At 66.1% G+C, this 24,892-nt stretch carries 30 protein-coding genes and 2 tRNA genes; 25 read left to right on the forward strand and 7 right to left on the reverse strand.

Annotation, left to right across the window (positions count from 1 at the left end):
- Window positions 1–58 precede the first annotated feature (58 nt).
- The 3 genes from gatB (at window position 59) to GB880_RS08475 (ending at window position 2,803) form a co-directional block, all read left to right on the forward strand.
- A complete protein-coding gene (gatB, locus tag GB880_RS08465; protein ID WP_154494479.1) occupies window positions 59–1,573 on the forward strand; it encodes an Asp-tRNA(Asn)/Glu-tRNA(Gln) amidotransferase subunit GatB in 1,515 nt (504 codons plus the stop codon).
- A gap of 105 nt (window positions 1,574–1,678) precedes the next feature.
- Complete coding sequence (locus GB880_RS08470; RefSeq protein ID WP_154494480.1) at window positions 1,679–2,188, forward strand: cell wall hydrolase; 510 nt, start codon at window positions 1,679–1,681, stop codon at window positions 2,186–2,188.
- A gap of 81 nt (window positions 2,189–2,269) precedes the next feature.
- Window positions 2,270–2,803 (forward strand): DUF4177 domain-containing protein, encoded by a 534-nt coding sequence (locus GB880_RS08475; RefSeq protein ID WP_263467047.1) that lies wholly within the window; start codon window positions 2,270–2,272, stop codon window positions 2,801–2,803.
- 25 nt (window positions 2,804–2,828) lie between these two features.
- Here the strand turns inward: GB880_RS08475 and GB880_RS08480 are convergent, their stop codons facing one another.
- The gene (locus GB880_RS08480) at window positions 2,829–3,038 is read right to left on the reverse strand and encodes a SlyX family protein (RefSeq protein WP_263467048.1); all 210 of its coding nucleotides are present in this window, start codon (window positions 3,036–3,038) and stop codon (window positions 2,829–2,831) included.
- 48 nt (window positions 3,039–3,086) lie between these two features.
- Between GB880_RS08480 and hisS the strand changes: the two genes are divergently transcribed.
- The 4 genes from hisS to GB880_RS08500 are packed head-to-tail and all read left to right on the forward strand — an operon-like array spanning window position 3,087 to window position 6,723.
- Window positions 3,087–4,571, forward strand: a complete 1,485-nt coding sequence (hisS, locus tag GB880_RS08485) for a histidine--tRNA ligase (protein ID WP_154494474.1) — start codon at window positions 3,087–3,089, stop codon at window positions 4,569–4,571.
- On the forward strand, window positions 4,568–5,635 hold the full coding sequence (locus GB880_RS08490) for an ATP phosphoribosyltransferase regulatory subunit (protein WP_154494475.1): 1,068 nt from the start codon (window positions 4,568–4,570) through the stop codon (window positions 5,633–5,635). The genes hisS and GB880_RS08490 overlap by 4 nt, the downstream gene beginning before the upstream one ends.
- Window positions 5,632–6,318, forward strand: a complete 687-nt coding sequence (gene hisG / locus GB880_RS08495; protein ID WP_154494476.1) for an ATP phosphoribosyltransferase — start codon at window positions 5,632–5,634, stop codon at window positions 6,316–6,318. The genes GB880_RS08490 and hisG overlap by 4 nt, the downstream gene beginning before the upstream one ends.
- Before the next feature lie 39 nt (window positions 6,319–6,357).
- A complete protein-coding gene (locus GB880_RS08500) occupies window positions 6,358–6,723 on the forward strand; it encodes a hypothetical protein (protein WP_154494477.1) in 366 nt (121 codons plus the stop codon).
- A gap of 12 nt (window positions 6,724–6,735) precedes the next feature.
- Here the strand turns inward: GB880_RS08500 and ftsY are convergent, their stop codons facing one another.
- Window positions 6,736–7,827 (reverse strand): signal recognition particle-docking protein FtsY, encoded by a 1,092-nt coding sequence (ftsY, locus tag GB880_RS08505; protein ID WP_263467049.1) that lies wholly within the window; start codon window positions 7,825–7,827, stop codon window positions 6,736–6,738.
- Between the two features lie 126 nt (window positions 7,828–7,953).
- The gene (locus GB880_RS08510) at window positions 7,954–8,883 is read right to left on the reverse strand and encodes a class I fructose-bisphosphate aldolase (protein ID WP_154494235.1); all 930 of its coding nucleotides are present in this window, start codon (window positions 8,881–8,883) and stop codon (window positions 7,954–7,956) included.
- A 127-nt stretch (window positions 8,884–9,010) separates the two neighbouring features.
- Here GB880_RS08510 and GB880_RS08515 point away from each other — a divergent pair, with 127 nt between their 5' ends.
- Window positions 9,011–9,214, forward strand: a complete 204-nt coding sequence (locus GB880_RS08515) for a hypothetical protein (RefSeq protein ID WP_154494234.1) — start codon at window positions 9,011–9,013, stop codon at window positions 9,212–9,214.
- A gap of 40 nt (window positions 9,215–9,254) precedes the next feature.
- On the opposite strand, the gene GB880_RS08520 is transcribed toward GB880_RS08515, so the two are convergent.
- Complete coding sequence (locus GB880_RS08520) at window positions 9,255–10,451, reverse strand: phosphoglycerate kinase (protein ID WP_154494233.1); 1,197 nt, start codon at window positions 10,449–10,451, stop codon at window positions 9,255–9,257.
- A gap of 162 nt (window positions 10,452–10,613) precedes the next feature.
- Between GB880_RS08520 and GB880_RS08525 the strand changes: the two genes are divergently transcribed.
- From GB880_RS08525 to GB880_RS08550, 6 genes are all read left to right on the forward strand, one after another.
- Window positions 10,614–11,123, forward strand: a complete 510-nt coding sequence (locus tag GB880_RS08525; protein ID WP_154494232.1) for a peptidylprolyl isomerase — start codon at window positions 10,614–10,616, stop codon at window positions 11,121–11,123.
- Window positions 11,113–11,706, forward strand: a complete 594-nt coding sequence (locus tag GB880_RS08530; protein ID WP_154494231.1) for a peptidylprolyl isomerase — start codon at window positions 11,113–11,115, stop codon at window positions 11,704–11,706. The genes GB880_RS08525 and GB880_RS08530 overlap by 11 nt, the downstream gene beginning before the upstream one ends.
- 102 nt (window positions 11,707–11,808) lie before the next feature.
- Window positions 11,809–12,381, forward strand: a complete 573-nt coding sequence (locus tag GB880_RS08535; RefSeq protein WP_154494230.1) for a DUF2585 domain-containing protein — start codon at window positions 11,809–11,811, stop codon at window positions 12,379–12,381.
- Window positions 12,378–12,836 (forward strand): YaiI/YqxD family protein, encoded by a 459-nt coding sequence (locus GB880_RS08540; protein ID WP_154494229.1) that lies wholly within the window; start codon window positions 12,378–12,380, stop codon window positions 12,834–12,836. Before GB880_RS08535 ends, GB880_RS08540 begins: the two co-directional genes overlap by 4 nt.
- Before the next feature lie 97 nt (window positions 12,837–12,933).
- Entirely contained in the window at window positions 12,934–14,376 is a 1,443-nt protein-coding gene (locus GB880_RS08545) for a metal-dependent hydrolase family protein (protein ID WP_229774455.1), read from the forward strand.
- A gap of 12 nt (window positions 14,377–14,388) precedes the next feature.
- Window positions 14,389–15,117: a hypothetical protein gene (locus tag GB880_RS08550; protein ID WP_229774454.1), complete on the forward strand. Its 729-nt coding sequence runs from the start codon at window positions 14,389–14,391 to the stop codon at window positions 15,115–15,117.
- 39 nt (window positions 15,118–15,156) lie between these two features.
- Here the strand turns inward: GB880_RS08550 and tyrS are convergent, their stop codons facing one another.
- The gene (tyrS, locus tag GB880_RS08555) at window positions 15,157–16,401 is read right to left on the reverse strand and encodes a tyrosine--tRNA ligase (protein ID WP_154494227.1); all 1,245 of its coding nucleotides are present in this window, start codon (window positions 16,399–16,401) and stop codon (window positions 15,157–15,159) included.
- Window positions 16,402–16,461: 60 nt separating this feature from the next.
- Between tyrS and GB880_RS08560 the strand changes: the two genes are divergently transcribed.
- From GB880_RS08560 to GB880_RS08600, 9 genes are all read left to right on the forward strand, one after another.
- Window positions 16,462–17,565: an anhydro-N-acetylmuramic acid kinase gene (locus GB880_RS08560; RefSeq protein ID WP_154550654.1), complete on the forward strand. Its 1,104-nt coding sequence runs from the start codon at window positions 16,462–16,464 to the stop codon at window positions 17,563–17,565.
- A gap of 153 nt (window positions 17,566–17,718) precedes the next feature.
- Window positions 17,719–18,480, forward strand: coding sequence for a PRC-barrel domain-containing protein (locus GB880_RS08565; RefSeq protein ID WP_154550653.1), 762 nt, complete (start codon window positions 17,719–17,721; stop codon window positions 18,478–18,480).
- A 144-nt stretch (window positions 18,481–18,624) separates the two neighbouring features.
- Window positions 18,625–18,701 (forward strand) — tRNA-Asp (locus tag GB880_RS08570).
- Window positions 18,702–18,730: 29 nt separating this feature from the next.
- Window positions 18,731–18,807, forward strand: a tRNA-Asp gene (locus GB880_RS08575).
- Window positions 18,808–18,936: 129 nt separating this feature from the next.
- Complete coding sequence (locus GB880_RS08580) at window positions 18,937–19,401, forward strand: SspB family protein (RefSeq protein ID WP_154494456.1); 465 nt, start codon at window positions 18,937–18,939, stop codon at window positions 19,399–19,401.
- A gap of 86 nt (window positions 19,402–19,487) precedes the next feature.
- On the forward strand, window positions 19,488–20,885 hold the full coding sequence (gene fumC / locus GB880_RS08585) for a class II fumarate hydratase (RefSeq protein WP_154494455.1): 1,398 nt from the start codon (window positions 19,488–19,490) through the stop codon (window positions 20,883–20,885).
- Between the two features lie 6 nt (window positions 20,886–20,891).
- Window positions 20,892–21,080, forward strand: a complete 189-nt coding sequence (locus GB880_RS08590) for a DUF4169 family protein (protein ID WP_154494454.1) — start codon at window positions 20,892–20,894, stop codon at window positions 21,078–21,080.
- The gene (locus GB880_RS08595) at window positions 21,073–21,345 is read left to right on the forward strand and encodes a ribbon-helix-helix domain-containing protein (RefSeq protein WP_154494453.1); all 273 of its coding nucleotides are present in this window, start codon (window positions 21,073–21,075) and stop codon (window positions 21,343–21,345) included. Before GB880_RS08590 ends, GB880_RS08595 begins: the two co-directional genes overlap by 8 nt.
- A gap of 35 nt (window positions 21,346–21,380) precedes the next feature.
- On the forward strand, window positions 21,381–22,121 hold the full coding sequence (locus GB880_RS08600) for a YebC/PmpR family DNA-binding transcriptional regulator (protein ID WP_154494452.1): 741 nt from the start codon (window positions 21,381–21,383) through the stop codon (window positions 22,119–22,121).
- Window positions 22,122–22,145: 24 nt separating this feature from the next.
- On the opposite strand, the gene GB880_RS08605 is transcribed toward GB880_RS08600, so the two are convergent.
- Complete coding sequence (locus GB880_RS08605; RefSeq protein ID WP_154494451.1) at window positions 22,146–23,018, reverse strand: LysR family transcriptional regulator ArgP; 873 nt, start codon at window positions 23,016–23,018, stop codon at window positions 22,146–22,148.
- Window positions 23,019–23,099: 81 nt separating this feature from the next.
- Between GB880_RS08605 and GB880_RS08610 the strand changes: the two genes are divergently transcribed.
- Together GB880_RS08610 and GB880_RS08615 are read left to right on the forward strand one after the other, a co-directional pair.
- Entirely contained in the window at window positions 23,100–23,699 is a 600-nt protein-coding gene (locus GB880_RS08610) for a LysE/ArgO family amino acid transporter (protein ID WP_263467050.1), read from the forward strand.
- 37 nt (window positions 23,700–23,736) lie between these two features.
- A complete protein-coding gene (locus GB880_RS08615) occupies window positions 23,737–24,648 on the forward strand; it encodes a DMT family transporter (protein ID WP_195840725.1) in 912 nt (303 codons plus the stop codon).
- On the opposite strand, the gene GB880_RS08620 is transcribed toward GB880_RS08615, so the two are convergent.
- Window positions 24,645–24,869, reverse strand: a complete 225-nt coding sequence (locus tag GB880_RS08620; protein WP_154493766.1) for a hypothetical protein — start codon at window positions 24,867–24,869, stop codon at window positions 24,645–24,647. The two genes, GB880_RS08615 and GB880_RS08620, sit on opposite strands and share 4 nt — an antisense overlap.
- Window positions 24,870–24,892 lie beyond the last annotated feature (23 nt).

A 24,892-nucleotide genomic window follows, 5' to 3' on the forward strand; every position in this document is an offset into this window, starting at 1 on the left:
CGCTTGCGAGCAGCGCCCCAAGCGCCTAGAACAGCCGCCAAATGCCAAGGAAAGTGCCATGCTCGATCATCTGACCTATACCGCCCCGGAACCCAAGGTCATCCAGGGTGCGAAACAGGACTGGGAACTGGTCATCGGGCTGGAGGTGCATGCCCAGGTCAGTTCCAACGCCAAGCTGTTCTCGGGCGCCTCGACCAGTTTCGGGGCCGAGCCGAACAGCAACGTGGCCTTCGTCGATGCCGGGATGCCGGGGATGCTGCCCGTCATCAACGAATTCTGCGTGGCCCAGGCGGTCAAGACCGGGCTGGGGCTGAAGGCGGCGATCAACCTGCGCAGCGCCTTCGACCGCAAGAACTATTTCTATCCCGACCTGCCGCAGGGCTATCAGATCAGCCAGCTTTACCACCCCATCGTGGGCGAGGGCGAGGTGATCGTGGACATGGGGCCCGGCGTTGCCCGTCGCGTGCGCATCGAGCGCATCCACCTGGAGCAGGATGCCGGCAAGTCGATCCATGACATGGATCCGAACATGTCCTTCGTGGACCTGAACCGCACCGGGGTTGCGCTGATGGAAATCGTCAGCCGTCCCGACATCCGCGGCCCCGAGGAAGCCGCCGCCTATGTTGCCAAGCTGCGCCAGATCATGCGCTATCTGGGCACCTGCGACGGCAACATGCAGAACGGCAACCTGCGCGCCGACGTGAACGTCAGCGTCTGCCCGCCCGGCGCCTATGAACGCTATCAGCAGACCGGCGATTTCCGCCATCTGGGCACCCGCTGCGAGATCAAGAACATGAACTCGATGCGCTTCATCCAGCAGGCCATCGAATACGAGGCCCGTCGCCAGATCGCCATTCTGGAGGATGGCGGAACGGTCGTGCAGGAAACCCGGCTTTACGATCCCGACCGGGGCCAGACGCGCAGCATGCGCTCGAAAGAGGAAGCGCATGACTATCGCTATTTCCCCGATCCCGACCTGCTGCCGCTGGATATCGATCAGGAATGGGTCGATGCCATTGCCGCCGGGATGCCGGAACTGCCCGATGCCAAGAAGGCGCGATTTGTCACCGAACTGGGCCTGTCGGAATATGACGCTGGCGTTCTGACCGCCGAGGTCGAGAATGCCGATTATTTCGAGGCCGTGGCCGCCGGGCGCGACGGCAAGATGGCGGCAAACTGGGTCATCAACGAACTGTTCGGCCGACTGAACAAGCAGGGGCTGAGCATCGACAGCTCTCCGGTGTCCAGCCAGCAGCTTGGCGGGGTGATCGACCTGATCGCAAGTGGCCAGATTTCGGGCAAGATCGCCAAGGATCTGTTCGAGATCCTTTGGACCGAGGGGGGCGATCCCGCGCAGATCGTCGAAGCGCGCGGCATGAAGCAGGTCACCGATCTGGGTGCAATCGAAAAGGCCGTGGACGAAATCATCGCCGCCAATCCCGCGCAGGTCGAAAAGGCCAAGGCCAATCCGAAGCTGGCGGGCTGGTTCGTCGGCCAGGTGCTGAAGGCTACCGGCGGCAAGGCCAATCCTGCCGCAGTCCAGGAACTGGTCAGCCAAAAGCTGGGGCAATAATCCTGTCTCATGTGCCGGCGCTGGGGCGTTGCCCAGACGCCGGCCCTGCTGCTAATCTGTGCCCAAGGATAATAACGGCACTGCCGAGCAGCGGAATCATCGACCATGTCCCTTACCCACGTCTCGACCCGGGCGGCGCTTGCGCTGGTCCTGTCGGTTGCCACCCTGGCCGGCTGCGGCCTGGGCCGGCGCCATTCCGAACTGGAATGCATGGAACGCGCCATGTTCTTTGAATCCAACCGTTCCAGCCGCGATGGCATGATCGCCGTGGGCAGCGTGGTGATGAACCGCGTGGAATCCGGCCGCTATCCACGCTCGGTCTGCGGGGTGGTCGGGCAGAAGAACCAGTTCGCGCCGGGCATCATGACGCGCAAGATGAATTCGCGGGCCATGCCGGATGTGCGCGAGGCCGCGCGTGCGGTGATGCATGGCGAACGCCACCCCCTGATCGGCAAGGCGATGTTCTTTCACGCCGCCAGCCATCGCTTTGGCTATGACAACATGCACTATGTGCTGACTGCGGGCGGCAATGCCTTTTACGAACGCCGCGATCCGCAGCGTGTGACCCAGCCGGTGCCGCTGCCACCGATCGAAGGCATCACCCGCCGGCGCTAGGCAACCGGTGCAAACACCGCGTCGCGCTTCCCTTGGATGCGGTTTGCGCCTAACCTGCGCCGCAAAGCGAAAGGCCCTCGCATGAGCAGTTATGAATATACCGTCATTCCCGCGCCGGCCCGCGGCGAAAAGCTGCGCGGCGCGCGCAGCGGCATCGAGCGTTTCGCCGCCACCTTGGCCGAGACATTGAACGCCATGGCCGGCGACGGCTGGGAATACCTGCGCGCCGAAACCCTGCCGGCCGAGGAACGTTCGGGCCTGACCGGGCGCACCACGGTCTATCACAACCTGTTGATCTTTCGCCGCCGACTGCCGGGCGATGACGACCGCGCCGGGCATGAACGTCCGCAGGCGCAGCCGGTGACGCCGCCCGTGACGCCGCCGGCGCAGGCGTCGCAATCCCAGCCGGAACCCCAGCAGCAAGACGCGCCGGCGTCGCAACCCGCCCAATCCGCCGCGCCCACGGTGCTGGGTGGTCCGGGGCGCATGCCCTTCAGCCAGCCGATGCGGCCGGTCGCCAATACCGCGCCGGGGCGCGGCGTCGAGCCGCCGCTGACCCGACCGCAGGCCCCCGCGGCGCCTGCCGGGCCGCGTCTGGGACCGGCGAACCGCTAGCTGCAAGGTCGCATTCGGCGCCCGCTCACCAATGCGGCGGGCGCTGGTCGGCAAGGGGGATGGTGCCGGTCTCGGCCTCGCGCTCGGCCTCGCGTTCCATCAGCAGGCCGACCCGGCGCGCCAGGCGCGCGATCTCGCCCTCTTGCCGGGCGACGACCTCGGACAGATCCTCGGCGATACGCGACAGATGCGCTACCGCCTCCTCAAGCCGCTCGATCCGCTCGTGCTTGTCCATGCCATCACCATCCGCTAGACCGCCGCATGGAAAAGCCCGAGGCAAACCATGGCGAAAGATCAAAAGAAACAACCCCGGCCCAAGGCAGAGACGCCCAAGGGGTTCCGTGACTATTTCGGCGCTGATGTGACCGAGCGCAAGCAGATGCTGGACCGCATCGCCGAAATCTATCATCGCCACGGTTTCGACCCCCTGGAAACCAGCGCCGTGGAAACTGTCGAGGCGCTGGGGAAATTCCTGCCCGACGTAGACCGTCCCAATGCCGGTGTCTTTGCCTGGCAAGAGGCCGAGGTGCCCGGCGGCGGCAGCGGTGACTGGCTGGCGCTGCGCTATGACCTGACGGCGCCGCTGGCGCGGGTGGCGGCACAGTTCCGCAACGACTTGCCCAGCCCCTACCGGCGCTATGCCATGGGACCGGTCTGGCGCAACGAAAAGCCCGGCCCTGGCCGCTTCCGCCAGTTCTATCAATGCGATGCCGATACGGTCGGTTCGGCCTCGGTCGCGGCGGATGCGGAAATCTGCGCGATGCTGGCGGCGGCGCTGGAACATGCCGGCATCCGGCGCGGCGATTACCTGATCCGCATCAACAACCGCAAGGTGCTGAACGGCATCCTGGAATCGATGGGCGTGGCCGCCGGCAAGCCCGCCGACGACGTGCTGCGCACCATCGACAAGTTCGACAAGGTTGGCGCCGATGGTGTGCGCCAGCTGCTGACCCAGGGGCGGCGCGACGACTCGGGTGCCTTTATCGAGGGGGTGGGGCTGTCGCCGGAACAGGCCGAGCCGGTGCTGGCGTTCCTGACCTCGAAAGGTGCCGACAATGCCCGCACGCTGGACAATCTGCGCGCGGCCGTCGGCGGTTCGGAGGCGGGCGCCGAGGGGGTCGAGGAACTGGCCCAGATCGCCCGGATGCTGTCCGCGATGGGCGTGGGCGAGGATCGGGCGATCATCGACCCCTCGATCGTGCGTGGCCTGGGCTATTACACCGGCCCGGTGTTCGAGGCCGAACTGACCTTCGAGATCCTGGACGACAAGGGCCGCAAGCGCCAGTTCGGCAGCGTCGCCGGGGGCGGGCGCTATGATGGGCTGGTCGAGCGTTTCACCGGGCAGAAGGTGCCCGCCACCGGCGTGTCGATCGGCGTGGACCGCCTGTTGGCGGCCCTGCGCGCCAAGGGGCTGATGGGTGGTCAGGACAAGGGCCCGGTGGTGGTGACGGTCATGGATCGCGAGCGCATGGCCGATTATCAGGCGATGGCAGCGGAACTGCGCGCCGCCGGCATCCGCGCCGAAGTCTATCTGGGCAATCCCAAGAACTTTGGCAACCAGTTGAAATACGCTGACAAACGCCAGTCGCCGGTCGCCATCATCCAGGGCCAGGCCGAGGCCGAGCGCGGCGTGGTCCAGGTCAAGGATCTGGTGCTGGGCGCGCGCATCGCCGCCCAGGCCAGCCACGAAGAATGGAAGGCACAGCCTGCCCAGACCGAGGTGCCCCGCGACGCCCTGGTGTCCGAAGTGCGGCGGATCCTGGGATGAGCAAGCGCGAGAAACAGGCGATCGGCCAGCAGATCCTGGCGGCCTTTCGCGCCGCCGGGGCGCAGGAAGTCGCCCCCGATCTGCTGTTGCCCGCCGAAACCCTGCTGGATCTTTATGGCGAGGATATTCGCGCCCGCGCCTATGTGACCCAGGACCCGATCCGGGGCGAGGTGATGCTGCGCCCCGATTTCACCGTGCCGGTGGTGCAGATGCACATGCAATCCGGCGCCGAGCCCGCGCGTTACTGCTATCTGGGCGAGGTGTTTCGCAAGCAGGACCAGGGCGAATATCAGCCCGAACACCCGCGCGACAATGAATACCTGCAGGCAGGGTTCGAGCTTTTTGCCCGCGATCCCGATGCCGATGCCGAGGTTTTCGCGCTGTTTCACGACATCCTGTCGGGCCTGCGGTTGCAGGCGGTGATGGGCGACATGGACCTGTTGATGGATGCGGTGCGGGCGCTGCCCTTGTCGGGGGCGCGGCGGGCGGCGCTGCTGCATCACATCTGGCGGCCGCGTCGCTTTGCCCGGTTGCTGGAACGCTTTGCCAGCCCGGCCACGCCGCGCGACTTTCCCGCCAGTTCGGCGCCTTGGACCGGCCTGCGCTCGCCCGAGGAAATGCAGGCCCGGATCGAGCGGCTCGAGGCCGACGGCGCGGAAAGCCCCCTGGCCCCGGTCTGGGTCGAGCGGCTGCAGCGGCTGTTCGCCATCGATGCCCCGGCCCCACAGGCGCTGGCGCAACTGCGGCTGCTGGCCGCCGAAATTCCCGACATTGCCGAGGCGGCGAACCGGCTTGACCGCAACCTGACCCTGCTGTCGGCGCGCGGCATCGATGTGGCGGCGATCCGTTTCGATGCCAGCCACGGCCGTCACACCATGGAATATTACGACGGCATGACCTTCAGCTTTCTGGCGCCGGGGCGGGCCGACTGGCCGCCGGTCGCCACCGGCGGGCGCTATGACGCGCTGGCGGCGGTGCTGGGCCAGGCGCAGGGGCGTTCCATTCCGGCGGTGGGCGGCATCATCCGCCCCGGCCTTGTCCATGAACTGGGGGGGCTGGGATGATCCGCCTGGGGGTGCCGTCCAAGGGGCGGCTGATGGAACAGTGCTTCGACTGGTTCGCGCAGCGCGGCATCACGCTGTCCCGGGCGGGTTCGGAACGCGAATATGCCGGCCGCGTCGAAGGTGCGGACAATGTGGCCCTGGTGCTGCTGTCGGCCGGGGAAATCCCGCGCGAACTCAAGGCCGGGCGCATCCATCTGGGCGTAACCGGCACTGACCTGATCCGCGAAAAGCTGGCCGGTTGGCGCAGCCATGTGCAGGAACTGGCGCCCATGGGCTTTGGCCATGCCGACCTGATCCTGGCGGTTCCCGCCTGCTGGCGCGATTGCGAGACGCTGGATGACTTCGCCACCATTGCCCGTGATTTTCGCGCCCAGCACGGTTTTCGCCTGCGCATCGCCACCAAATACCACCGGCTGGTGCGCGCCTGGCTTTCAGCCGAAGAGGTCGCCGATTATCAGCTGGTCGACAGTCAGGGTGCGACCGAAGGCACCGTGGCCAATCTGACCGCCGAGGCGATCGCCGACATCACCTCGTCCGGTGAAACGCTGCGCGCCAATCACCTGAAGGTCATCGGGGCGGAACCGATCCTGCGGTCGCAGGCGACGTTGTTCAGATCGCTTTCGGCAGGGGATGACGCTGCGGTGGCTGATTTCGTGGCGCGACTGGGCCTGACGCAACCCTGACCCCTTTGGCGGCGTTGATCGTCAAAAGGGGAGCTTTCGATGCGATTGACGCTGCTGTTGATGTTGGTTGCGGGGCCGGTTCTGGCCTCGGGCCCCGACGAATGGGAAAAGTTCCGCACCGATGTCGAGACCGCCTGTTCCGCCCTGGCCCCGCAAGGGGGCGAGACGGCGATCGAGGTGAACCCCTTCGGCTCGGAAAGCTATGGGGCGGCGTTGCTTATTACCAGCCATCCCGATGGTGCGGCTGACCGCTATGTCTGCATCTATGACAAGGCGCGCGGCACCGCAGAACTGACCGCGCCTTTCACACCGCCGCAGGAACTGGTCGTGCCCTCGGCCAGCCCGTCCGGCAACGTGACCCCGGAAACAACCACCACCACGGCGGCCCATCCGGTCAAGCCTTGATCGGGTCACGGCCTAGCGCGCGGGCTCACCGATACCGACCAGCGCGCGGGCGAAATCGCCGGCGTCAAAGGCATCCAGATCGTCGATCTGTTCGCCGACGCCGATGGCATGGATCGGCAGGCCAAAGCGGTCGGCCAGCGCCACCAGCACGCCGCCGCGCGCGGTGCCGTCCAGCTTGGTCATCACCAGACCGGTCACATCGGCCAGTTTCTGAAAGGTCTCGACCTGGCTCAGGGCGTTCTGGCCGGTGGTGGCGTCCAGCACCAGCAAGGTATTGTGGGGCGCCGAGGGGTCTTTCTTGCGGATGACCCGCACGATCTTGGCAAGTTCCTCCATCAGGTCCTGGCGGTTCTGCAACCGTCCGGCAGTGTCGATCATCAACAGATCCGCGCCCTCGGCCTCGGCCCGGGTCATGGCGTCGAAGGCCAGGCTGGCGGGGTCGGCGCCTTCGGGTGCGGTCATCACCGGCACGCCGGCGCGCCGTCCCCAAACCTGCAACTGTTCGACCGCAGCCGCCCGGAAGGTGTCGCCGGCAGCGATGACCACATTCTTGCCGGCGGCCTTGAACTGGCTGGCCAGCTTGCCGATGGTGGTGGTCTTGCCCGATCCGTTCACGCCCACCACCAGCACCACCTGCGGCCGCTTGGGGTATAGCGGCAGCGGCTTGGCCACCGGCGTCATGATCCGGGCGATTTCCTCGGCCAGCAGCTGTTTCAACTCGCTGGCCGAAATACGCCGCCCCATGCGACCTTCGGCGATATTGGCGGTCACGCGCAGCGCGGTTTCCACACCCATGTCGGCCTGGATCAGCATTTCCTCGAGCTGCTCGAGCATCTCGTCGTCAAGTTCGCGCCGCGGCTCGGCGCCGGCCTGTCCGAACAGGCGACCCAGCAGGCCGGACCGCTGGGCCTGCTCGGCCTCGGTCTGCGGCGCGGGTGGTGCTTCCGCAGGCGCGGCTGCGGCCGGGGCAGGGGTTTCGGCGGGCGCAACCGGGGCCTCGCCCGCCGTTGGCGGCGCGCCCTCGGCCACGATGTCGTCCAGCCCGGCGCCGATCCTTGACGAGGACCGCGTCAACCGGTCGCGCAGTTTGGAAAAAAACGACATGCACCCATCCTTCTGCCGATTGCCCGGAACCTAGGCGTTTCCGCCGCAAAGGAAAAGGGCGCCCCTTCGCGGGACGCCCGATTTGCGACAGGCCGACGCCGGTCGTGGCCGGCGCGGCGCGTGATCTCAGGCCTTGCCCAGATAGATGTCGACCAGCTTGGCCAGCATCGCCAGCGCATCCTCGCGCGAACGCTGGAAGCTGTTGCGGCCGATGATCGAACCGTTGCCGCCGCCGTCGCGAATGGCGCGGGCATCGTCATAAACGGCATCGGCTCCCTTGGCTGCCCCGCCCGAGAATACCACCAGCCGGCGGCCGTTGAAGGCCGCCTGCATGCAGTGCTCGACGCGCTTGGCCTGGGTCGAAATATCGATGCCCTTGGATTCGTATACTTTTTTCGCCTCGGGCAGTTCGAGGTGATCGGTGGACAGCTTGATCTTGATGATATGGGCGCCAATCAGCGCCGCGATCTGCGCGGCATAGGCGGCGATGTCGATGGCGGTTTCGCCATCCTTGCTGATCGCTTCGCCCCGCGGGTAGGACCAGATCACCGTGGCCACGCCCTTGGCAGCGGCTTCCTTGCGCATTTCCACGATCTCTTCGATCATGTCCAGCGCCATGTCGGACCCCGGATAGATGGTAAAGCCGATGGCCGAGCAGCCCAGCCGCAGCGCATCATCGACCGAGGCGGTGATTGCCTGGTTCTTGCCGGCGGTGTCCGACATCAGCGAATTGGCCGAGTTCACCTTGAGGATCGTCGGGATTTGGCCGGCAAAGGTGTCCGCGCCGGCCTCGATCATGCCCAGCGGCGCGGCATAGGCGTTCAGCCCGGCGTCGATGGCCAGCTGATAGTGGTAATGGGGGTCATAGCCCGCCGGGTTCGGGGCAAAGCTGCGCGCGGGGCCATGTTCGAAGCCCTGGTCGACAGGCAGGATGATCATCTTGCCGGTGCCGGCCAGCTTGCCGGTCATCAGCATCCGCGCCAGCTGGGCCTTTACGCCGGGGGTTTCCCCTTCGTAATTCGCCAGGATCTTGCGGACGGTGTCGGTCATCTGCATCGGGAACTCCATGTCTGAATGGCGGCTGATTAGCACGCCGGGCGGCAAGGGCAATCGGGATTGCGCTAACGGGAACCGGCCCCGCGCTGGCGCGTTGACTTCTGCCTCATACCTCAAGGAGGACGCCATGGCCAATGAGGATCCTGCGGGCATTCCCGAACAGATCAGGCAGAACCGACCGTTCTTTGCGGTGCTGGCGCTGGCATTCGTCATCGCCATCGGGACGTTCCTGTTCATCCTGTCGATGAATACCGAATCCCGCGACATCGAACGGAACGCGCCGCCGCCGCCGGCGGTATCGGCGCCCGCGCCGACGCCCGGCAACAACTGACAACAGACCAGGGGACGATTGCCCCCTGGCCCTTGCGTGTTCAGCGTTTCTGCAGCGCCGCGACGCCGGGCAGTTCCTTGCCCTCCATCCATTCCAGGAAGGCACCGCCCGCGGTCGAGATGAAGGTGAAGTCGCCGGCGACTCCGGCCTTGTTCAGCGCTGCCACGGTGTCGCCGCCCCCGGCGACGGAGATCAGCTTGCCCTCGCGGGTCAGGCGGGCGGCCTCTTGCGCGGCTGCGTTGGTCGCCGCGTCGAAGGGCGCGATCTCGAAGGCGCCCAGCGGGCCGTTCCAGATCAGGGTGCGCGCGGCCTCGAATACCTCGCGCAGGTGGGCCACGGTTTGCGGCCCGGCATCCAGGATCATCGCATCAGGGGGGCAGGCCTCGGCGGGCACGGTTTCGGCATCGGCGCCGGCCTTGAACTCGCGGGCGACCACCACATCGACGGGCAGGTGGATGCTGCACCCCGACGCCTCGGCCTTGGCCAGGATGTCGCGGGCGGTGTCGGCCATGTCGCGTTCGGCCAGCGACTTGCCGACCTCGATCCCCTGGGCGACCAGGAAGGTGTTGGCCATGCCGCCGCCGATCACCAGGTGGTCGACCTTGCTGATCAGGTTGCTGAGCAGTTCCAGCTTGGTCGAGACCTTGGCCCCGCCCACCACTGCCACCACCGGGCGCTGCGGGTTGCCAAGGGCCGCGTCCAGCGCCTTCAGCTCGGCCTCCATCAAGCGGCCGGCGGCGGCGGGCATCAGCCGGGCGATACCCTCGGTCGAGGCATGGGCGCGATGGGCGGCGGAAAAGGCGTCGTTGACATAGGCCTGGCCCAGCGCCGCCAGCGAGGCGGCAAAGGTCGCGTCATTGCTTTCCTCGCCCGGGTAGAAACGGGTGTTTTCCAACAGCAGCACGTCACCCGGCTGCAGTTCGGCCACGGCGCGCTTGGCCGGCCCGCCGATCGCCTCTTCGGCGAATTTCACCGGCTGGCCCAGGGCCTGTTCCAGCGCCGGAATCACGACACGCAGGCTCATGCTGTCCACGCGCTTGCCCTTGGGGCGGTCGAAATGCGCCAGCAGCACCGGGATGCCGCCCCGGGCCTGGATGTCCTTGACGGTGGGCACGATCTTTTCGATCCGGGTGGCATCGGTGACCTGACCGTTTTCCACGGGCACGTTCACGTCCACGCGGGTCAGCACCACCTTGCCGTCAAGATCCAGGTCGTCGATCGTGTTGAAATCCGCCATGTCGCATCCTTTCCTGCCGGGCTCACGCAGCCGTGCGCGGTTTTCCCGCATCATGACATTTTCGTCAACCGCCCCCGGCGGCGCCTTGCCGGGCAAGGCTGGCGTTGTCTGGCGGGCGCGAAATGCTTATCCATGACGCCAAGCCATCAGAAGGAGACGCCCATGGCCGAGATCAAGGATCCCGAAAACACCATCATCATCCAGCTCAAGGACGGGCGGGTGGTGATCGAACTGCTGCCCGATGTCGCCCCCAAGCACACCCAGCGGATGAAGGATCTGGCCCGCGCCGGGAAATACGACAATGTCGCCTTTCACCGGGTGATCGACGGTTTCATGGCCCAGACCGGCGATGTCGAACACGCCAACATGGAAAACAACTACAACCCGGGTCGCGCGGGCACGGGCGGTTCCGATTTGCCGGACCTGCCGGCCGAATTCTCGCGCTTGCCGCATGATCGCGGCACCCTGGGCGCGGCGCGGTCGATGAACCCCAACAGCGCCAACAGCCAGTTTTTCATCAACTTCAAGGATAACCATTTCCTGAACGGCCAGTATACCGTCTATGGCCGCGTCATCGAGGGGATGGAACATGTCGACAAGATCGCGCGCGGCGAGCCGCCGGCGAATCCCGATCGCATGATTTCGGTGAAGGTGGCTGCCGATGTGGAATAAGCTGCTGGCCCCGGCCCTGGTGTTCCTTGCCTGCGCCGCGCAGGCCGCGGGCCTGCCGGGCGTGACCGACGGCCCCGGCCCCAACCTTGTGATCGAGGTGGCCGACGCGTCCGGTGCCTCGAAAGGCAAGATCGTGCTTGACCTTTACAACGACAAGGCCCCCAAGCATGTCGAACGGCTGGTGACGCTGGCCAAGTCGGGCGCCTATGACGGGGTGGTGTTTCACCGCGTGATCGACGGCTTCATGGCCCAGACCGGCGATGTCGAATTCGGCAAGCACGGCGGCGACACCGTGCGCGCCGGCATGGGCGGGTCGAACCTGCCCGACCTGAAGGCCGAGTTCAACGACGTCAGCTTTCAGGCCGGCACGGTGGGCATGGCCCGCGCGCAGGATCCCGACAGCGCCAACAGCCAGTTCTTTATCGACCTGGCCCCGGCCGAGTTTCTGGACGGGCAATATACCGCCGTCGGGCAACTGGTCGACGGCTGGGACGTGCTGAACGCGATCAAGAAGGGCGATCCGGCCGCCAATGGCGCGGTCATCGGCCCCGATTACATGCTGAAGGTCACCGTGACCGAATAGGCGCGCTGATCTCGACCGGCCCCGCGCAATGCCGCTGGGCCGGTCGCCAAGTCCTGCGCGATGGCCATGGACAGCGGCCGCGGGGCGTGCATTGTCGCTGGCATGACCCGTCGCCTTTCACCCTATCTGACAAGTCTGCTGATCGTGGTGGCTGCCGCCGCCTGGCTGCTGTGGATCGGCCGCGAGCCGATCTGCAAATGCGGGCTGGTCAAGCTGTGGCATGGCCAGACCATGAGCCCTGAGAATTCGCAGCACATCAGCGACTGGTATACGCCTTCGCATCTGATCCACGGAATCCTGTTCTATGCGCTGCTGTGGCTGGTGGCGCGGCGGCTGCCGCTGGGCTGGCGGCTGGCCATCGCCACGCTGATCGAGGCGATCTGGGAGCTGGTCGAGAATTCCGACGCGGTGATCGAGCGCTATCGCGCGGTCACCATCTCGCTGGACTATTATGGCGACAGCGTGCTGAACTCGGTGGCCGATATTCTGGCGATGATGCTGGGCTTCTGGTTGGCGGCGCGGCTGCCGGTCTGGGCCTCGGTGCTGATCGTGCTGGGATTCGAGGCGCTGACCATCTGGATGATCCGCGACGGGCTGGCGCTGAACGTGCTGATGCTGCTGTGGCCGCTGCAGGCGGTGCGCGACTGGCAGGCGGGTCTGGCGGGGGGCGCATGACCACGCTTTACATCGATGCCGATGCCTGCCCGGTCAAGGCCGAGGCCGAGCGTGTCGCCACCCGGCTGCGCCTGCCGATGGTGCTGGTCTGCAACGGCGGCTTGCGACCGTCGCCCAATCCGCTGGTCACGGTGCAGATCGTGGCCGAGGGGCCGGATGTCGCCGATCAATGGATCGCGGCGCGCTGCGGGCCGGGCGATGTCGTGGTCACGGCCGATATTCCCTTGGCCGACCGCTGCCTCAAGGCCGGCGCGCAGGTGGTGCAGCCGGACGGCGAGGTGCTGAGCCCCGCCAATATCGGTGCGCGGCTGGCCACGCGCGACCTGATGCAGGACCTGCGGGCGGCAAACCCGTTCCTGCAAGGCCGCGGCGGTTCATTCGGCAAGGCCGAGCGCGCGCGTTTCCTGCAGGCGCTGGACCGGGTCTTGACCGCGGCGCTGCGGGGCAGGGGATAGACCGCCCCGGCGCTTGATTTCATTTGCCATGCACGCGGTTTCGTCGTGGAATAGGTCATGACAGACCCAGAAAACAGGCGAAATATCAGCCATGTGCATGACCTGCCTTGAACCCCATTCCGCCGGCGAAAAGCTGCGGTTTTGCCAATGCGGCAGCCCCGCCACCCTGGCCGCCATGGCCCGGATCGAGGCCGATATTTCCCGCCGGCAGATGATCGGCGGCATGGCGGCGGTGGTGGGGATGTTCGCGGGCTTCGGCCTAGCCCCGCGCGAATTGCGGGCGCAACCCGCCGACCGGCCGCTGCTTTTGACCAATCTGCGCTATTTCGACGGACATGCCGCGATCCTTCATGCCGGCAGCGACATCCTGGTCCAGGGCGGGCGCATCGTGGCTCTGCCACCCGGCGGACAAGGCCCGGCAGATGCCGAACGCATCGACTGCGGCGGGCGGACGGTGATTCCGGGGCTGATCGATACCCACTGGCATGCCACCCTGGTCGGGGTCAGCCAGATCGCGGCGATGACGCAGGACATCGGGTTTGTCCATCTGATGGCCGGCAAGCAGGCTGGCGATACGCTGATGCGCGGCTTTACCACGGTGCGCGATGTCGGCGGGCCTGCCTTTGGCTTGCAGGCGGCGATCGATCGCGGCGTGGTGACGGGTCCGCGCATCTTTCCCGCCGGGGCGATCCTGTCGCAAACCTCGGGGCACGGCGATTTCCGCTTGCGCAACGCGCTGCCGATGATGCCGTCGGACCCGGCCGATTACGCGACGCGCGAAGGCATGACCGCTTTGGCCGATGGTGTCCCCGAAGTTTTGCGGCGCACCCGAGAACAGCTGATGAAGGGCGCAAGCCAGATCAAGATTTCCGCCGGCGGCGGTGTCGCCTCGGCCTATGATCCGCTGGAGTCGCTGCAATTCACCGAGGCCGAGATGCGCGCCGCGGTGGATGCCGCGCGCGACTGGGGCACCTATGTCTGCGCCCATGTCTATACCTCGGCAGGGATACAGCGCTGCATCGAGGCCGGGGTGCGGTCGATCGAACACGGTCAGCTGGCCGACGAGGATACCGTGCGGCTGATGGCCGATACCGAAACCTGGTGGTCGATCCAGCCGTTCCTGGCAGACGAGGATGCCAATACCTACACCGATCCCGTCGCGGTCGCGGCGCAGAAGGCGGTGTCGGACGGAACCCTGCGAGCCTTTGAATGGGCCGACAAGCATCGCGTCAACTGGGCCTTTGGCACCGATATCCTCTTTGGCGGGGGCGAATCGCAGGGCCGGCAACTGGCCAAGCTGGCCCGTTTCATGTCGCCAATGGCGGCCTTGCATCGCGCGACCGGGGCGGCGGGGGAACTGCTGGCACTGTCGGGCGCACGCGCGCCCTATGACGGGCGGCTGGGCGTGATCGAGCCGGGCGCGCTGGCCGATCTGCTGGTCGTGGATGGCGATATCGAATCCAGCATGGACTGGCTGTCCGACAGCACCAACCTGCGGCTGATCATGAAGGACGGCCGGCTTTTCAAGAACAGCTTGTAACGGGGGATGATGATGGCACGCATGGCTTTGGGGTTGGGAATGGCGATCCTGGCGGGCGGAATGCTGCCCGCGGCCGCGCAGGAATGGAGCGGCCAGATCACTCCCTATGTCTGGGGGGTCGGGCTGGGTGGCGATCTGACGCCGTTTTCGGGTGCGCCGACGCTGTCCTTTGACCGTTCGCCGGCCGAGGTGATCAAGGACAGCCGCGGCGCATTCTTCGTGTCGGGGCTTGCGCGCCGGGACCGGCTGGTGCTGCTGGGCGACCTCAGCTGGTCGGAAAGCGCCAAGGATGGGCTGCTGCCCCCCGGGGTTCCGGCCGAAGGCAAGCTGACGCAGCGTTCGCTGACGCTGCTTGCGGGCTGGCGCGTGCATGACGACCAGCGCCTGACGATGGATGCGCTGGCCGGTCTGCGCGCCTGGCACATCCGGGGCCGCGTGGCTGTTGCCGGTGGTGCGGTGCAGTTGTCGCCAGGCAAGGATTTCGTGGACCCGATCGTCGCCCTGCGGGCGAATGTGAAGCTGGCCCCCGACTGGTCCGCCATATTCTATGCCGATGTCGGCGGTTTCGGCGCCGGATCGGAACAGACCAGTCAGTTCCTGGCAACGTTGAACTATCGCGTCAACGACCGGTTCTATGTCTCGGCCGGTTATCGGCAGTTGAATGTCGATTACCGCAGCGGTGGCACGCGGCTGGATGTGACCATGGCCGGGCCGATCCTGGGCGCGACCTGGCGGTTCTAAGGGGGCGGCAATCCAGGGGCGGACCGCCGCCCGCCGCTGTCAGGCCAGCTGCACCATCCGGTGCTTTTTCTTGCCCACCGAGACCTTCAGCCCGTCGCCGATCAGGGCGGCATCCACGGTCATCTGCGGGTCGCTGACAGCGGCGTTGTTCAGCCGCAGGCCGCCTTCGGCAATCAGGCGCTTGGCCTCCTTGCCCGAGGCGGTGATGCCCGTCTGCGCCAGCAGCTGGACGACGGTGATCCCCGATGCCAGCGCGTCGGCGGCAATGGTCACCACCTCAAGCTCGCCGCCGGCGCCGCCCTGCTCGAACACCTCGCGCGCGGTGGCCTCGGCGCGGGCGGCGGCCTCGGCGCCATGCAGCAGCGTCGTCACCTCATTGGCCAGAATGATCTTGGCGGCGTTGATCTCGGCCCCCGCCAGCGCGCCCAGACGGTCGCATTCGGCCACCGGCAGATCGGTATAGAGTTTCAGAAAACGGCCGACATCGGCATCGGTGGTGTTGCGCCAGAACTGCCAGAACTCATAGGGCGACAGCATGGCGCCGTTCAGCCAGACCGCGCCGCCCGCCGACTTGCCCATCTTGCGCCCGTCCGAGGTGGTCAGCAGCGGCGAGGTCAGGCCCCATATTTCCGCATCCAGCACCCGCCGCGTCAGGTCGATGCCGTTGACGATATTGCCCCATTGGTCGCTGCCGCCCATCTGCAGCCGGCAGCCATAGCGCCGATACAGTTCCAGAAAGTCATAGGCTTGCAGGATCATGTAGTTGAATTCGAGAAAGGACAGCGACTGTTCGCGATCCAGCCGCGACTTGACCGATTCAAAGGACAGCATCCGGTTGACGCTGAAATGCCGGCCGATGTCGCGCAGGAAATCCAGATAGTTCAGCCCGTCCAGCCATTCGGCATTGTTCAGCATCATTGCCCGGCCATCGCCGTAATCGAGATAGCGGGCAAAGACCTGCTGCATGCCGGCGATGTTTTCGTCGATCTTTTCGGGCGTCAGCAGCGGGCGCTCCTCGCTGCGGAAACTGGGGTCGCCGACCTTGGTCGTGCCGCCGCCCATCAGGGTGATCGGGCGGTTGCCGGTTTTCTGGAACCAGCGCAGCATCATGATGTTCAGCAGATGCCCGACATGCAGGCTGGCCGCGGTGGCGTCATAGCCGATATATGCCGTGACCGGACCTTCGATCAGCGCCTCGTCCAGGGCCTGCAGGTCGGTGCAATCCGCCAGATAGCCGCGTTCGATCATCACTTGCAGAAAGTCGGATTTGGCACGGTATGTCATGGGCTGTTCCTTTCCAATGGCGCGGATATACCGGGGGACGGATGAAAGGGGAACAGGCGAATGATCCAGGCTCTGGGGATGATGTCGGGAACCTCGCTTGACGGGGTGGATGCGGCGTTGATCGAAACCGACGGCATCCGCATCGGCGGCTTCGGACCCTGCGCCTATCGCGCCTATTCCGACAATGAGGCGGCGGTGCTGCATGCGGCGCTGGGTCAGTGGCCCGGTGGTGCCGGCGTGGCCGAGGCGGCCGGGCTGTCGGTGGCCGCGCATGCGGCGCTGGCCCAGGGCTTTCCGCAGGCGCAGGTGATCGGCTATCACGGCCAGACCTTGGCCCATGACCCCGGCGGCCGTGGCACGCATCAGGCTGGCGACGGTGCGGCGCTGGCCCGGCGGCTGGACCGGCCGGTGGTCTGGGATTTTCGCCGCGAGGACGTGCGGCAGGGGGGCGAGGGCGCGCCGCTGGCCCCGTTCTTTCATTGGGCCTGTGCCGAATGGGCGGTGGCGCGCGGAAAGCTGCCGCCGCGCCCCGTCGCGTTCCTGAACCTGGGCGGGGTCGGCAATATCAGTATCGTCGATCCGACTGCCCCTGGCCCCGAGGCGCCGGGCGCCTGCCTGGCCTTCGACACCGGACCGGCGAATGCCCCGCTGAACGATCTGATGCAGCGGCGCCGTCGCCAGGCCCGTGACGACGGCGGGGCGCTGGCCGAACAGGGCCGGCCGGACGAAGCGGTGATCGCAAAGTTTCTGAAACACCCCTATTTTGCCCGCCCCGCGCCCAAGTCCCTGGACCGCGATGCCTTTGCCAGGGCACTGGATGTCAGCGGGCTGGCCGATGCCGATGCCGCCGCCACCCTGACCCATGCCGCAGCGGCGGCGGTCGCGGCAGGGCTTGCGCAGGTGGCGGAAGCGCCGGATCTGGTGCTGGTTTGCGGCGGCGGGCGCCACAACCGCGCCATGATGGCGGCGCTGGCGGCGCGGCTTTCGGCGCAGGTGGCGCCGGTCGAGCAGGCGGGCCTTGATGGCGACATGCTCGAGGCGCAGGCATTCGGTTGGCTGGCGGTGCGGGTGCTGCGGGGGTTGCCGACCTCGGGGCCGGGAACCACGGGCGCGCCCGGGCCGGTCTGCGGCGGGCGGATCAGTCATCCGCCGCGTCGGGCATGACACGCGCAGGTGGCAAACCGGTGGGCGGATTCACGCCGGCGTGATCGCGGGGTGGGGACCATGCGGGAACAAAGCAAAGCTGGGCGACGTTAGGGGCGGGTAAGACGGCAGGCGCCGTCATCAACGAAAAGACAACCGGAAAGGACGCCGTCCATGAAACCTCTTGTCATCGCTGCCACCACGCTTGCCCTGGCTTCGCCGGTCTTTGCGCAGACCGCGACGCCCATGCCCAATGCCGAACAGGCCGCCGAGAACGCCGCCGCCACCGCGGAAACCGCAGCCGAGAACGCTGCCGAGGCGGCGGAAACCGCTGCTGACGAAGCCGGCGCCGCCGCCACCCAGGCCGCGGACGACGCCGCCGCCGCTGCCGACACGGCTGCGGATGCAGCGGCGACTGCGGCCGACAATGCCGCGAATGCCGCCGCCGGCATGGGCGAAGCGGCCGCCGAGAACGCTGCCGACGCGGCCGATGCCGCGGCCGATGCGGCTTCGGATGCTGCGGATGCCGCAAATGACGCTGCCGCGGCCGCGCCGGTGACGCCGCCCGATGTGAATCCGCCGGCGATTTCCGAGGCCGAGCCCGGAATGCTGTCCAGCTGGTTGACCGGCCGCCATATCTGGACCACGAACCAACCGTCCTCGACGGCCTGGGTCGATCCTGCCGTGACCGAACGTCCCGCGGATTGGCAGGATATTGCCAAGGTCAACGACATTGTTCTGGACGATTCGGGCCAGCTGGTCGGCTATGTCGCCGATATCGGCGGCTTCCTGGGCATTGGCGCCAAGAAGGTGCTGCTGGGTGCCGATGCGATTCACCTGATCACGGTGGGCAACGACACCTTCTTCGCCACCAACTACACCAAGGAAGAACTGCAGGCTCTGCCGGATTTCGACGAAAAGACGGTTCGGAAATAACCTTGATTTTCAATATCCATGGATTGAACGGGGGCGCCTTGCCGGGCGCCCTCGGCTTTTTTCCAAGATATGGTCTTGACGCCGCCTGCACCCGTGCGTAAACCCCCTCGCACCCCGGACGGCGATCTGGGGAAAGTGGTCTGCGCGGTTGTAGCTCAGTTGGTTAGAGTACCGGCCTGTCACGCCGGGGGTCGCGGGTTCGAGCCCCGTCAACCGCGCCACCACCTTAAGATATCGCCGGAAAAGATGCGCGGTTGTAGCTCAGTTGGTTAGAGTACCGGCCTGTCACGCCGGGGGTCGCGGGTTCGAGCCCCGTCAACCGCGCCAATTTTCCCGCAAACGATGCCGGGCGCCCCAGTGGCGCCTTTATCATTTTCCAGCCCCGCCAATCGCTTCGCCAGGGCTTTTCAAGCCGTCTCATTTCCCTATGCTGACCCCCAAAGGACGGAGGACGCCATGGCACGGGGAATCGATTACGGCGGAATGATGCACCGCGCCATGCAGCGGCTGATCGCCGATGTGCTGCAAGAGGTCGCCCGGCATGGGTTGCCTGGCGAGCACCATTTCTTCATCACCTTCGACACGCGCGACCCTGATGTCGAAATGGCCGACTGGCTGCGCCAGCGCTATCCCGAGGAAATGACCATCGTCATCCAGCATTGGTTCGAAAACCTCGAGGTGGACGAGGACGGGTTCCGCATCACGCTGAACTTCGGCAATTCGCCCGAACCGCTGGCAATTCCGTTCAGGGCGCTGCGCACCTTTGTCGATCCTTCGGTCGAATTCGGCCTGCGCTTTGAAAATCACGAGGAAGACCTCGACGAGGACGAATCCCCCGAGGACGATCCCGAAGAGGATCCTTCGGATGACAGCCCCAAGGGCGGGGCCGAGGTGGTCAGCCTGGACAAGTGGCGGAAGTAGCGGCGATTTCCGCATACCACGGCATACCGATTGCGAATCCCCACCGTTCTGCCTAGAACCCCACAAGATCGTGAGGGAGCAATGTCATGACCAAACCCACCCGCACCGAAACCGACAGCTTCGGTCCGCTGGAAGTTCCGGCCGACAAATACTGGGGCGCGCAGACCCAGCGTTCGATCCAGAACTTTCCGATCGGCTGGGAACGCCAGCCTGTGCCGATCATCCGCGCGCTGGGCGTGATCAAGCAGGCGGCGGCGCAGGTGAACATGGACAGCGGCAAGCTGGACCCGGCCATCGGCAAGGCTATGGTGCAGGCCGCGCAAGAGGTCGTGGCCGGCAAGTTCGACGACAACTTTCCGCTGGTGGTGTGGCAGACCGGTTCGGGCACGCAATCGAACATGAATGCCAACGAGGTGATCTCGAACCGCGCCATCGAGATCCTGGGCGGCGAGATGGGCAGCAAGAAGCCGGTCCATCCGAACGACCATGTGAACATGGGCCAGTCCTCGAACGACACCTTCCCGACGGCGATGCATGTGGCGATCGCCATGCAGGCGCGCGACGTGCTGCTGCCGGGTCTGGAAAAGCTGCACAAGGCGCTGGTCGCCAAGTCCGAGGAATTCCGCGATATCATCAAGATCGGCCGCACCCATACCCAGGATGCGACCCCGCTGACCCTTGGCCAGGAATTCGGCGGCTATGCCCATCAGGTCGCCAAGGGGATCGAGCGGGTCAAGCTGGCGCTGACCGACATCTACGAACTGGCCCAGGGCGGCACTGCCGTCGGCACCGGGCTGAACACGAAAAAGGGCTGGGACACCGCGATCGCGGCCGAGATCGCGCGCATCACCGGGCTTCCTTTCGTGACCGCGCCGAACAAGTTCGAGGCGCTGGCCGCGCATGATGCGATGGTGTTCTTCTCCGGCGCGCTCAAGACGGTGGCGGGTTCGCTGTTCAAGATCGCGAACGACATGCGGTTGCTGGGTTCGGGGCCGCGCTCGGGTCTGGGCGAACTGATCCTGCCGGAAAACGAACCGGGGAGCTCGATCATGCCCGGCAAGGTCAACCCCACCCAGGCCGAGGCGCTGACCATGGTCTGCGCCCATGTCATGGGCAACGATGCTGCCGTCGGCTTTGCCGGGTCGCAGGGCCATTTCGAGCTGAACGTCTATAACCCGATGATGTCCTACAATGTCCTGCAGTCGATGCAGCTTCTGGGCGATGCGGCCTCCAGCTTTACCGACAACATGGTGGTGGGCACCCAGGCCAATATTCCGCGGATCGAAAAGCTGATGAAGGAATCGCTGATGCTGGTGACGGCTCTGGCGCCGACCATCGGCTATGACAATGCGACCAAGGTTGCCAAGACCGCGCACAAGAACGGCACCACCCTGCGCGAAGAGGCGATTGCCCTGGGCTTTGTCGATGGCGAAACCTTCGACCGCATCGTGCGCCCCGAACAGATGATCGGCCCCGAGGATTGATCGGGAATGGCCGACAAGGTCATCAATCTGCGGGCGGCGCGCAAGGCGGCCGCCCGCGATGCCGCCCGGCGCCAGGGCGACGAGAACGCCGCCCGCTTTGGCCGCAGCAAGGCTCAGAAACAGGCCGAACAGCAGGCGCTTGACCGCGCGCGCCTGCATCTGGATCAGCACCGGCGCGACAGGGACGATGATTGACCGCCCGCCGCGTCCGCTGCCGCCGATGTCGGCACCCGGCAAACGGTCGGTGACGATCGGCGGCCATCGCACCTCGGTCAGTCTCGAGGATGGGTTCTGGCACGAACTGGGACGGATCGCGCGCCGCGAGGGCATGACCACTGCCGCGCTGATTGCCGCCATCGACGGCGTTCGTCCGCCGCAGGTGGGGCTGGCGACGGCGCTGCGGCTTTATGTGCTGGAGGATCTGCGCCAAATGCTTGCAGCGCAGGACCGGGCTGACTAAAAGCCGCTGCACAGATCCAGAATTTGGGATATATCATGGCAGGCCATAGCAAATGGGCCAATATTCAGCATCGCAAAGGCAAGCAGGACAAGCTGCGCTCGAAGCTGTTTTCTAAACTGGCCAAGGAAATCACCGTCGCCGCAAAGCTGGGCGACCCCGATCCCGACAAGAACCCGCGTCTGCGTCTGGCGGTCAAGGAGGCCAAGTCGAACTCCATGCCCAAGGACGTGATCGATCGCGCGATCAAGAAATCCCAGGGCGGCGATGCGGAAAACTACGATGAAATCCGCTATGAAGGTTACGGCCCCAACGGTATCGCGATCATTGTCGAGGCGATGACCGACAACCGCAACCGCACCGCCTCGAACGTGCGCAGCTATTTCACCAAATACGGCGGCGACCTGGGCCAGACCGGATCGGTCAGCTTCATGTTCGATCGCAAGGGCGAGATCCTGTATCCCGCCAGCGCCGGGGATGCCGATACGGTGATGATGGCCGCGATCGAGGCTGGCGCCGAAGACGTGGAAAGCGACGAGGATGGGCATTGGATCTATACCTCGGACACCGACCTGGCCGAGGTGGCGAATGCGCTGGAATCCAGTCTGGGCGAATCCGAACATGCCAAGCTGATCTGGAAACCGCAGGCGCCCACGCAGATCGATCTGGAAACCGCGCAGAAGCTGATGAAGCTGATCGACGCACTGGAAGAGGATGACGACGTCCAGACCGTCACCGGAAATTTCGACATTCCCGACGACGTCGCCGCCCAGCTGTAGCTTCGGGCCAGGAACCGACCGTCATCAGGGCCGCAGCAGTTCTGCTGCGGCTTTTTGTCTGATGGCGGCGGTCAGCGGGGCCAGTGCCGGTGCCATGGCGCGCTGGACGTGCCAGTATAATGGAATATCCAGCGGCAGATCGGGAAGCAGGGGCACCAGCCGCCCCTGATCCAGCGCCGGTTGCGCCATGGTTTCGGGCACCATGCCCCAGCCCAGCCCAAGTTCGACTGCGCGGGCGAAAGCTTCGGATGAGGGAATGGTGTGGCCGGTCGGATGCAGTCGTCGGCCGGTGGCCAGCTGCGCCCAGCGTGCCTGCGCAGCGTCCTTCATGTTGAAGATGATGGCCGGGGCGCGGCTCAGGCTGGCTTCGGTCAGACCTTGCGCGAAGTGCCTGGTGACGAACTCCGGCGTCGCCAGCGCCAGATAGCGCATATGGCCCAGCGCATGCACGTCGCAGCCCGGCACAGGATCGGCAACGGAGCTGATCGCGGCCGCCACCTCGCCCCGGCGCAGCCACTCGCGGGCGTGGTCCTGATCGTCCACCACCAGATCGTATAGCACCGCCAGCGCCTGCATCACCGGCGGGAACCAGGTGGCCAGGCTGTCGGCATTCACCGCCAGGCGCAGCATTGCCGGTCCCGTCTGCGGACGCAGGCCGGCGTCCAGGGTGGATTCCAGCAACCGCACCTGATCCAGATGCTGCATCAGCCGCAGCCCGATCTCCGTGCCGGTCGCCGGCGGGCCGCGATGGATCAGCACCTGGCCCAGGCGCTCTTCCAGGCTGCGGATGCGTTGCGACACCGCCGAGGGTGTGATCCCCAAGGCGGCAGCAGCGGCATCGAAGCTGCCGCGGCGGATGATTTCGGCAAGAGCGGTCAGGGCCTGATAGTCAAGCATTAGCAAAACTTAATCTGAACGACAATTTTGAATTTGTCTTAACGGTATCGAGATGACAACAACGGCCGCAAGGGGGTCGTCATGCACAGTTATCTTGCCGGAATGGGCACCAGCCTGTCCCTGATCGTGGCCATCGGGGCGCAGAATGCCTTTGTCCTGAAACAGGGTTTGATGCGGGCGCATGTGCTGGCGGTATGCCTGTTCTGTGCGCTGTCGGATGCCCTGCTGATCTCAGCCGGCGTGATGGGCGCGGGCGCGCTGGCCGCGCAGGCGCCGGGTGTGATGGCGGCGATGCGCTGGGGCGGGGTCGTGTTCCTGCTGGCCTATGGCGCGCGGGCCTTTGGCGCGGCCTGGCGCGGCGGCGATGCGTTGCGGGCCGGGCCGGGGCGGGCGACGGGTCTGGCGAGCACCTTGGCGGTGCTTGCAGCGCTGACCTGGCTGAACCCGCATGTCTGGCTGGATACGGTGGTGCTGATGGGCTCGATCTCGGCCAGTTGGCCGGACAAGCCCGCCTTTCTGCTGGGGGCGGTCACGGGATCGGTCCTGTTCTTCTTTGCGCTGGGCTATGGGGCGCGGCTGCTGGCGCCGCTATTTGCGCGGCCGGGCGCGTGGCGGGTTCTGGACGCGATGGTGGGTGTGGTGATGTGGACCATCGCGCTGGGGCTGATCCTGCACGGCTAAGCTTGCACCTGCGGTCAATCCCGGTCACGACTGTGGCATGACCGCAGTCGCGCCCAGCACACGCCAGGACATCATCGGCATCCTGTGGATGCTGACGGCGGGACTGTGTTTCGTGGCCGTCAACGGCACGGTGCGCTGGCTGGGTCAGGCGCTACCCGCCGCCGAGGGTGCCTTTATCCGCTTTGCCTTTGGTCTGCTGTTTCTGCTGCCGGTGCTGCGGCCCACGCAGTTGCGCGGCTTTTCGCCGCGAATCTGGCGGCTGTTCATCCTGCGCGGCGCGCTGCATGTGCTGGCGGTGATCCTGTGGTTCTTTGCCATGGCCCGGATTCCGGTGGCCGAGGTGACCGCCATCGGCTTTCTGAACCCGATCGTGGTCACGCTGGGCGCCGCGTTGCTGATGGGCGAACGCATCTCATGGCGGCGGGGCCTGGCCATTCTGGTGGCTCTGGCCGGTGCGATGGTGGTGCTGCGCCCCGGTTTTCGCGAGCTTGCGCCCGGCCATCTGGCGCAGCTGGGCGCCTCTGTCACCTTTGGCGCCTCGTATCTGGTCGCAAAGCGCCTGTCCGAGCGGGTGCCGGCCAGCGTGGTGGTGGCGATGATGTCGCTGACCGTCTGTATCGGGCTGGCGCCCATTGCGGCCTTGAACTGGGTGGCGCCCAGCCTGCTGCAATGCGCGACCCTTGCCTGCACCGCGTTTTTCGCCACCGCCGGGCATTATGCGATGACGCGCGCCTTTGCCAGCGCGCCCCTGCAGGTGACCCAGCCGGTTACATTCCTGCAACTGATCTGGGCCAGCCTGCTGGGCGCGCTGGTCTTTGCCGAGCCGGTGGACATCTGGGTGCTGGTGGGCGGCGCCATCATGATCGGCGCCATCAGTTATATCACCTGGCGCGAGGCGCGCCTGCGGCGGGGCCCGATCACCCCGCCGCCGAACGCCACACGCGACTAGCGCAGTTCCCAGGGCTGCGAGATCCGCGGCTGGGCCGGGTCCAGCCCGATGTCGCGCCGCAGATGCTCTGACAGGTGATCGACTGGCGGAGGTCGGTTTCGCCCCCGCCGCAGCGCCGCGCGCAGCAATTCACCCGTCACCCGCAGCAGGCCATGGGTGGCGATCAGTTCATCCAGAGGTGCGCGCAGATCCCGCGCGCGGGGCAGTTCGGACAGGGTCATGGAATCACGCCGCCGGCGATCGC

The sequence above is a fragment of the Paracoccus sp. SMMA_5_TC genome, assembly GCF_009696685.2.
GTDB lineage: Bacteria > Pseudomonadota > Alphaproteobacteria > Rhodobacterales > Rhodobacteraceae > Paracoccus.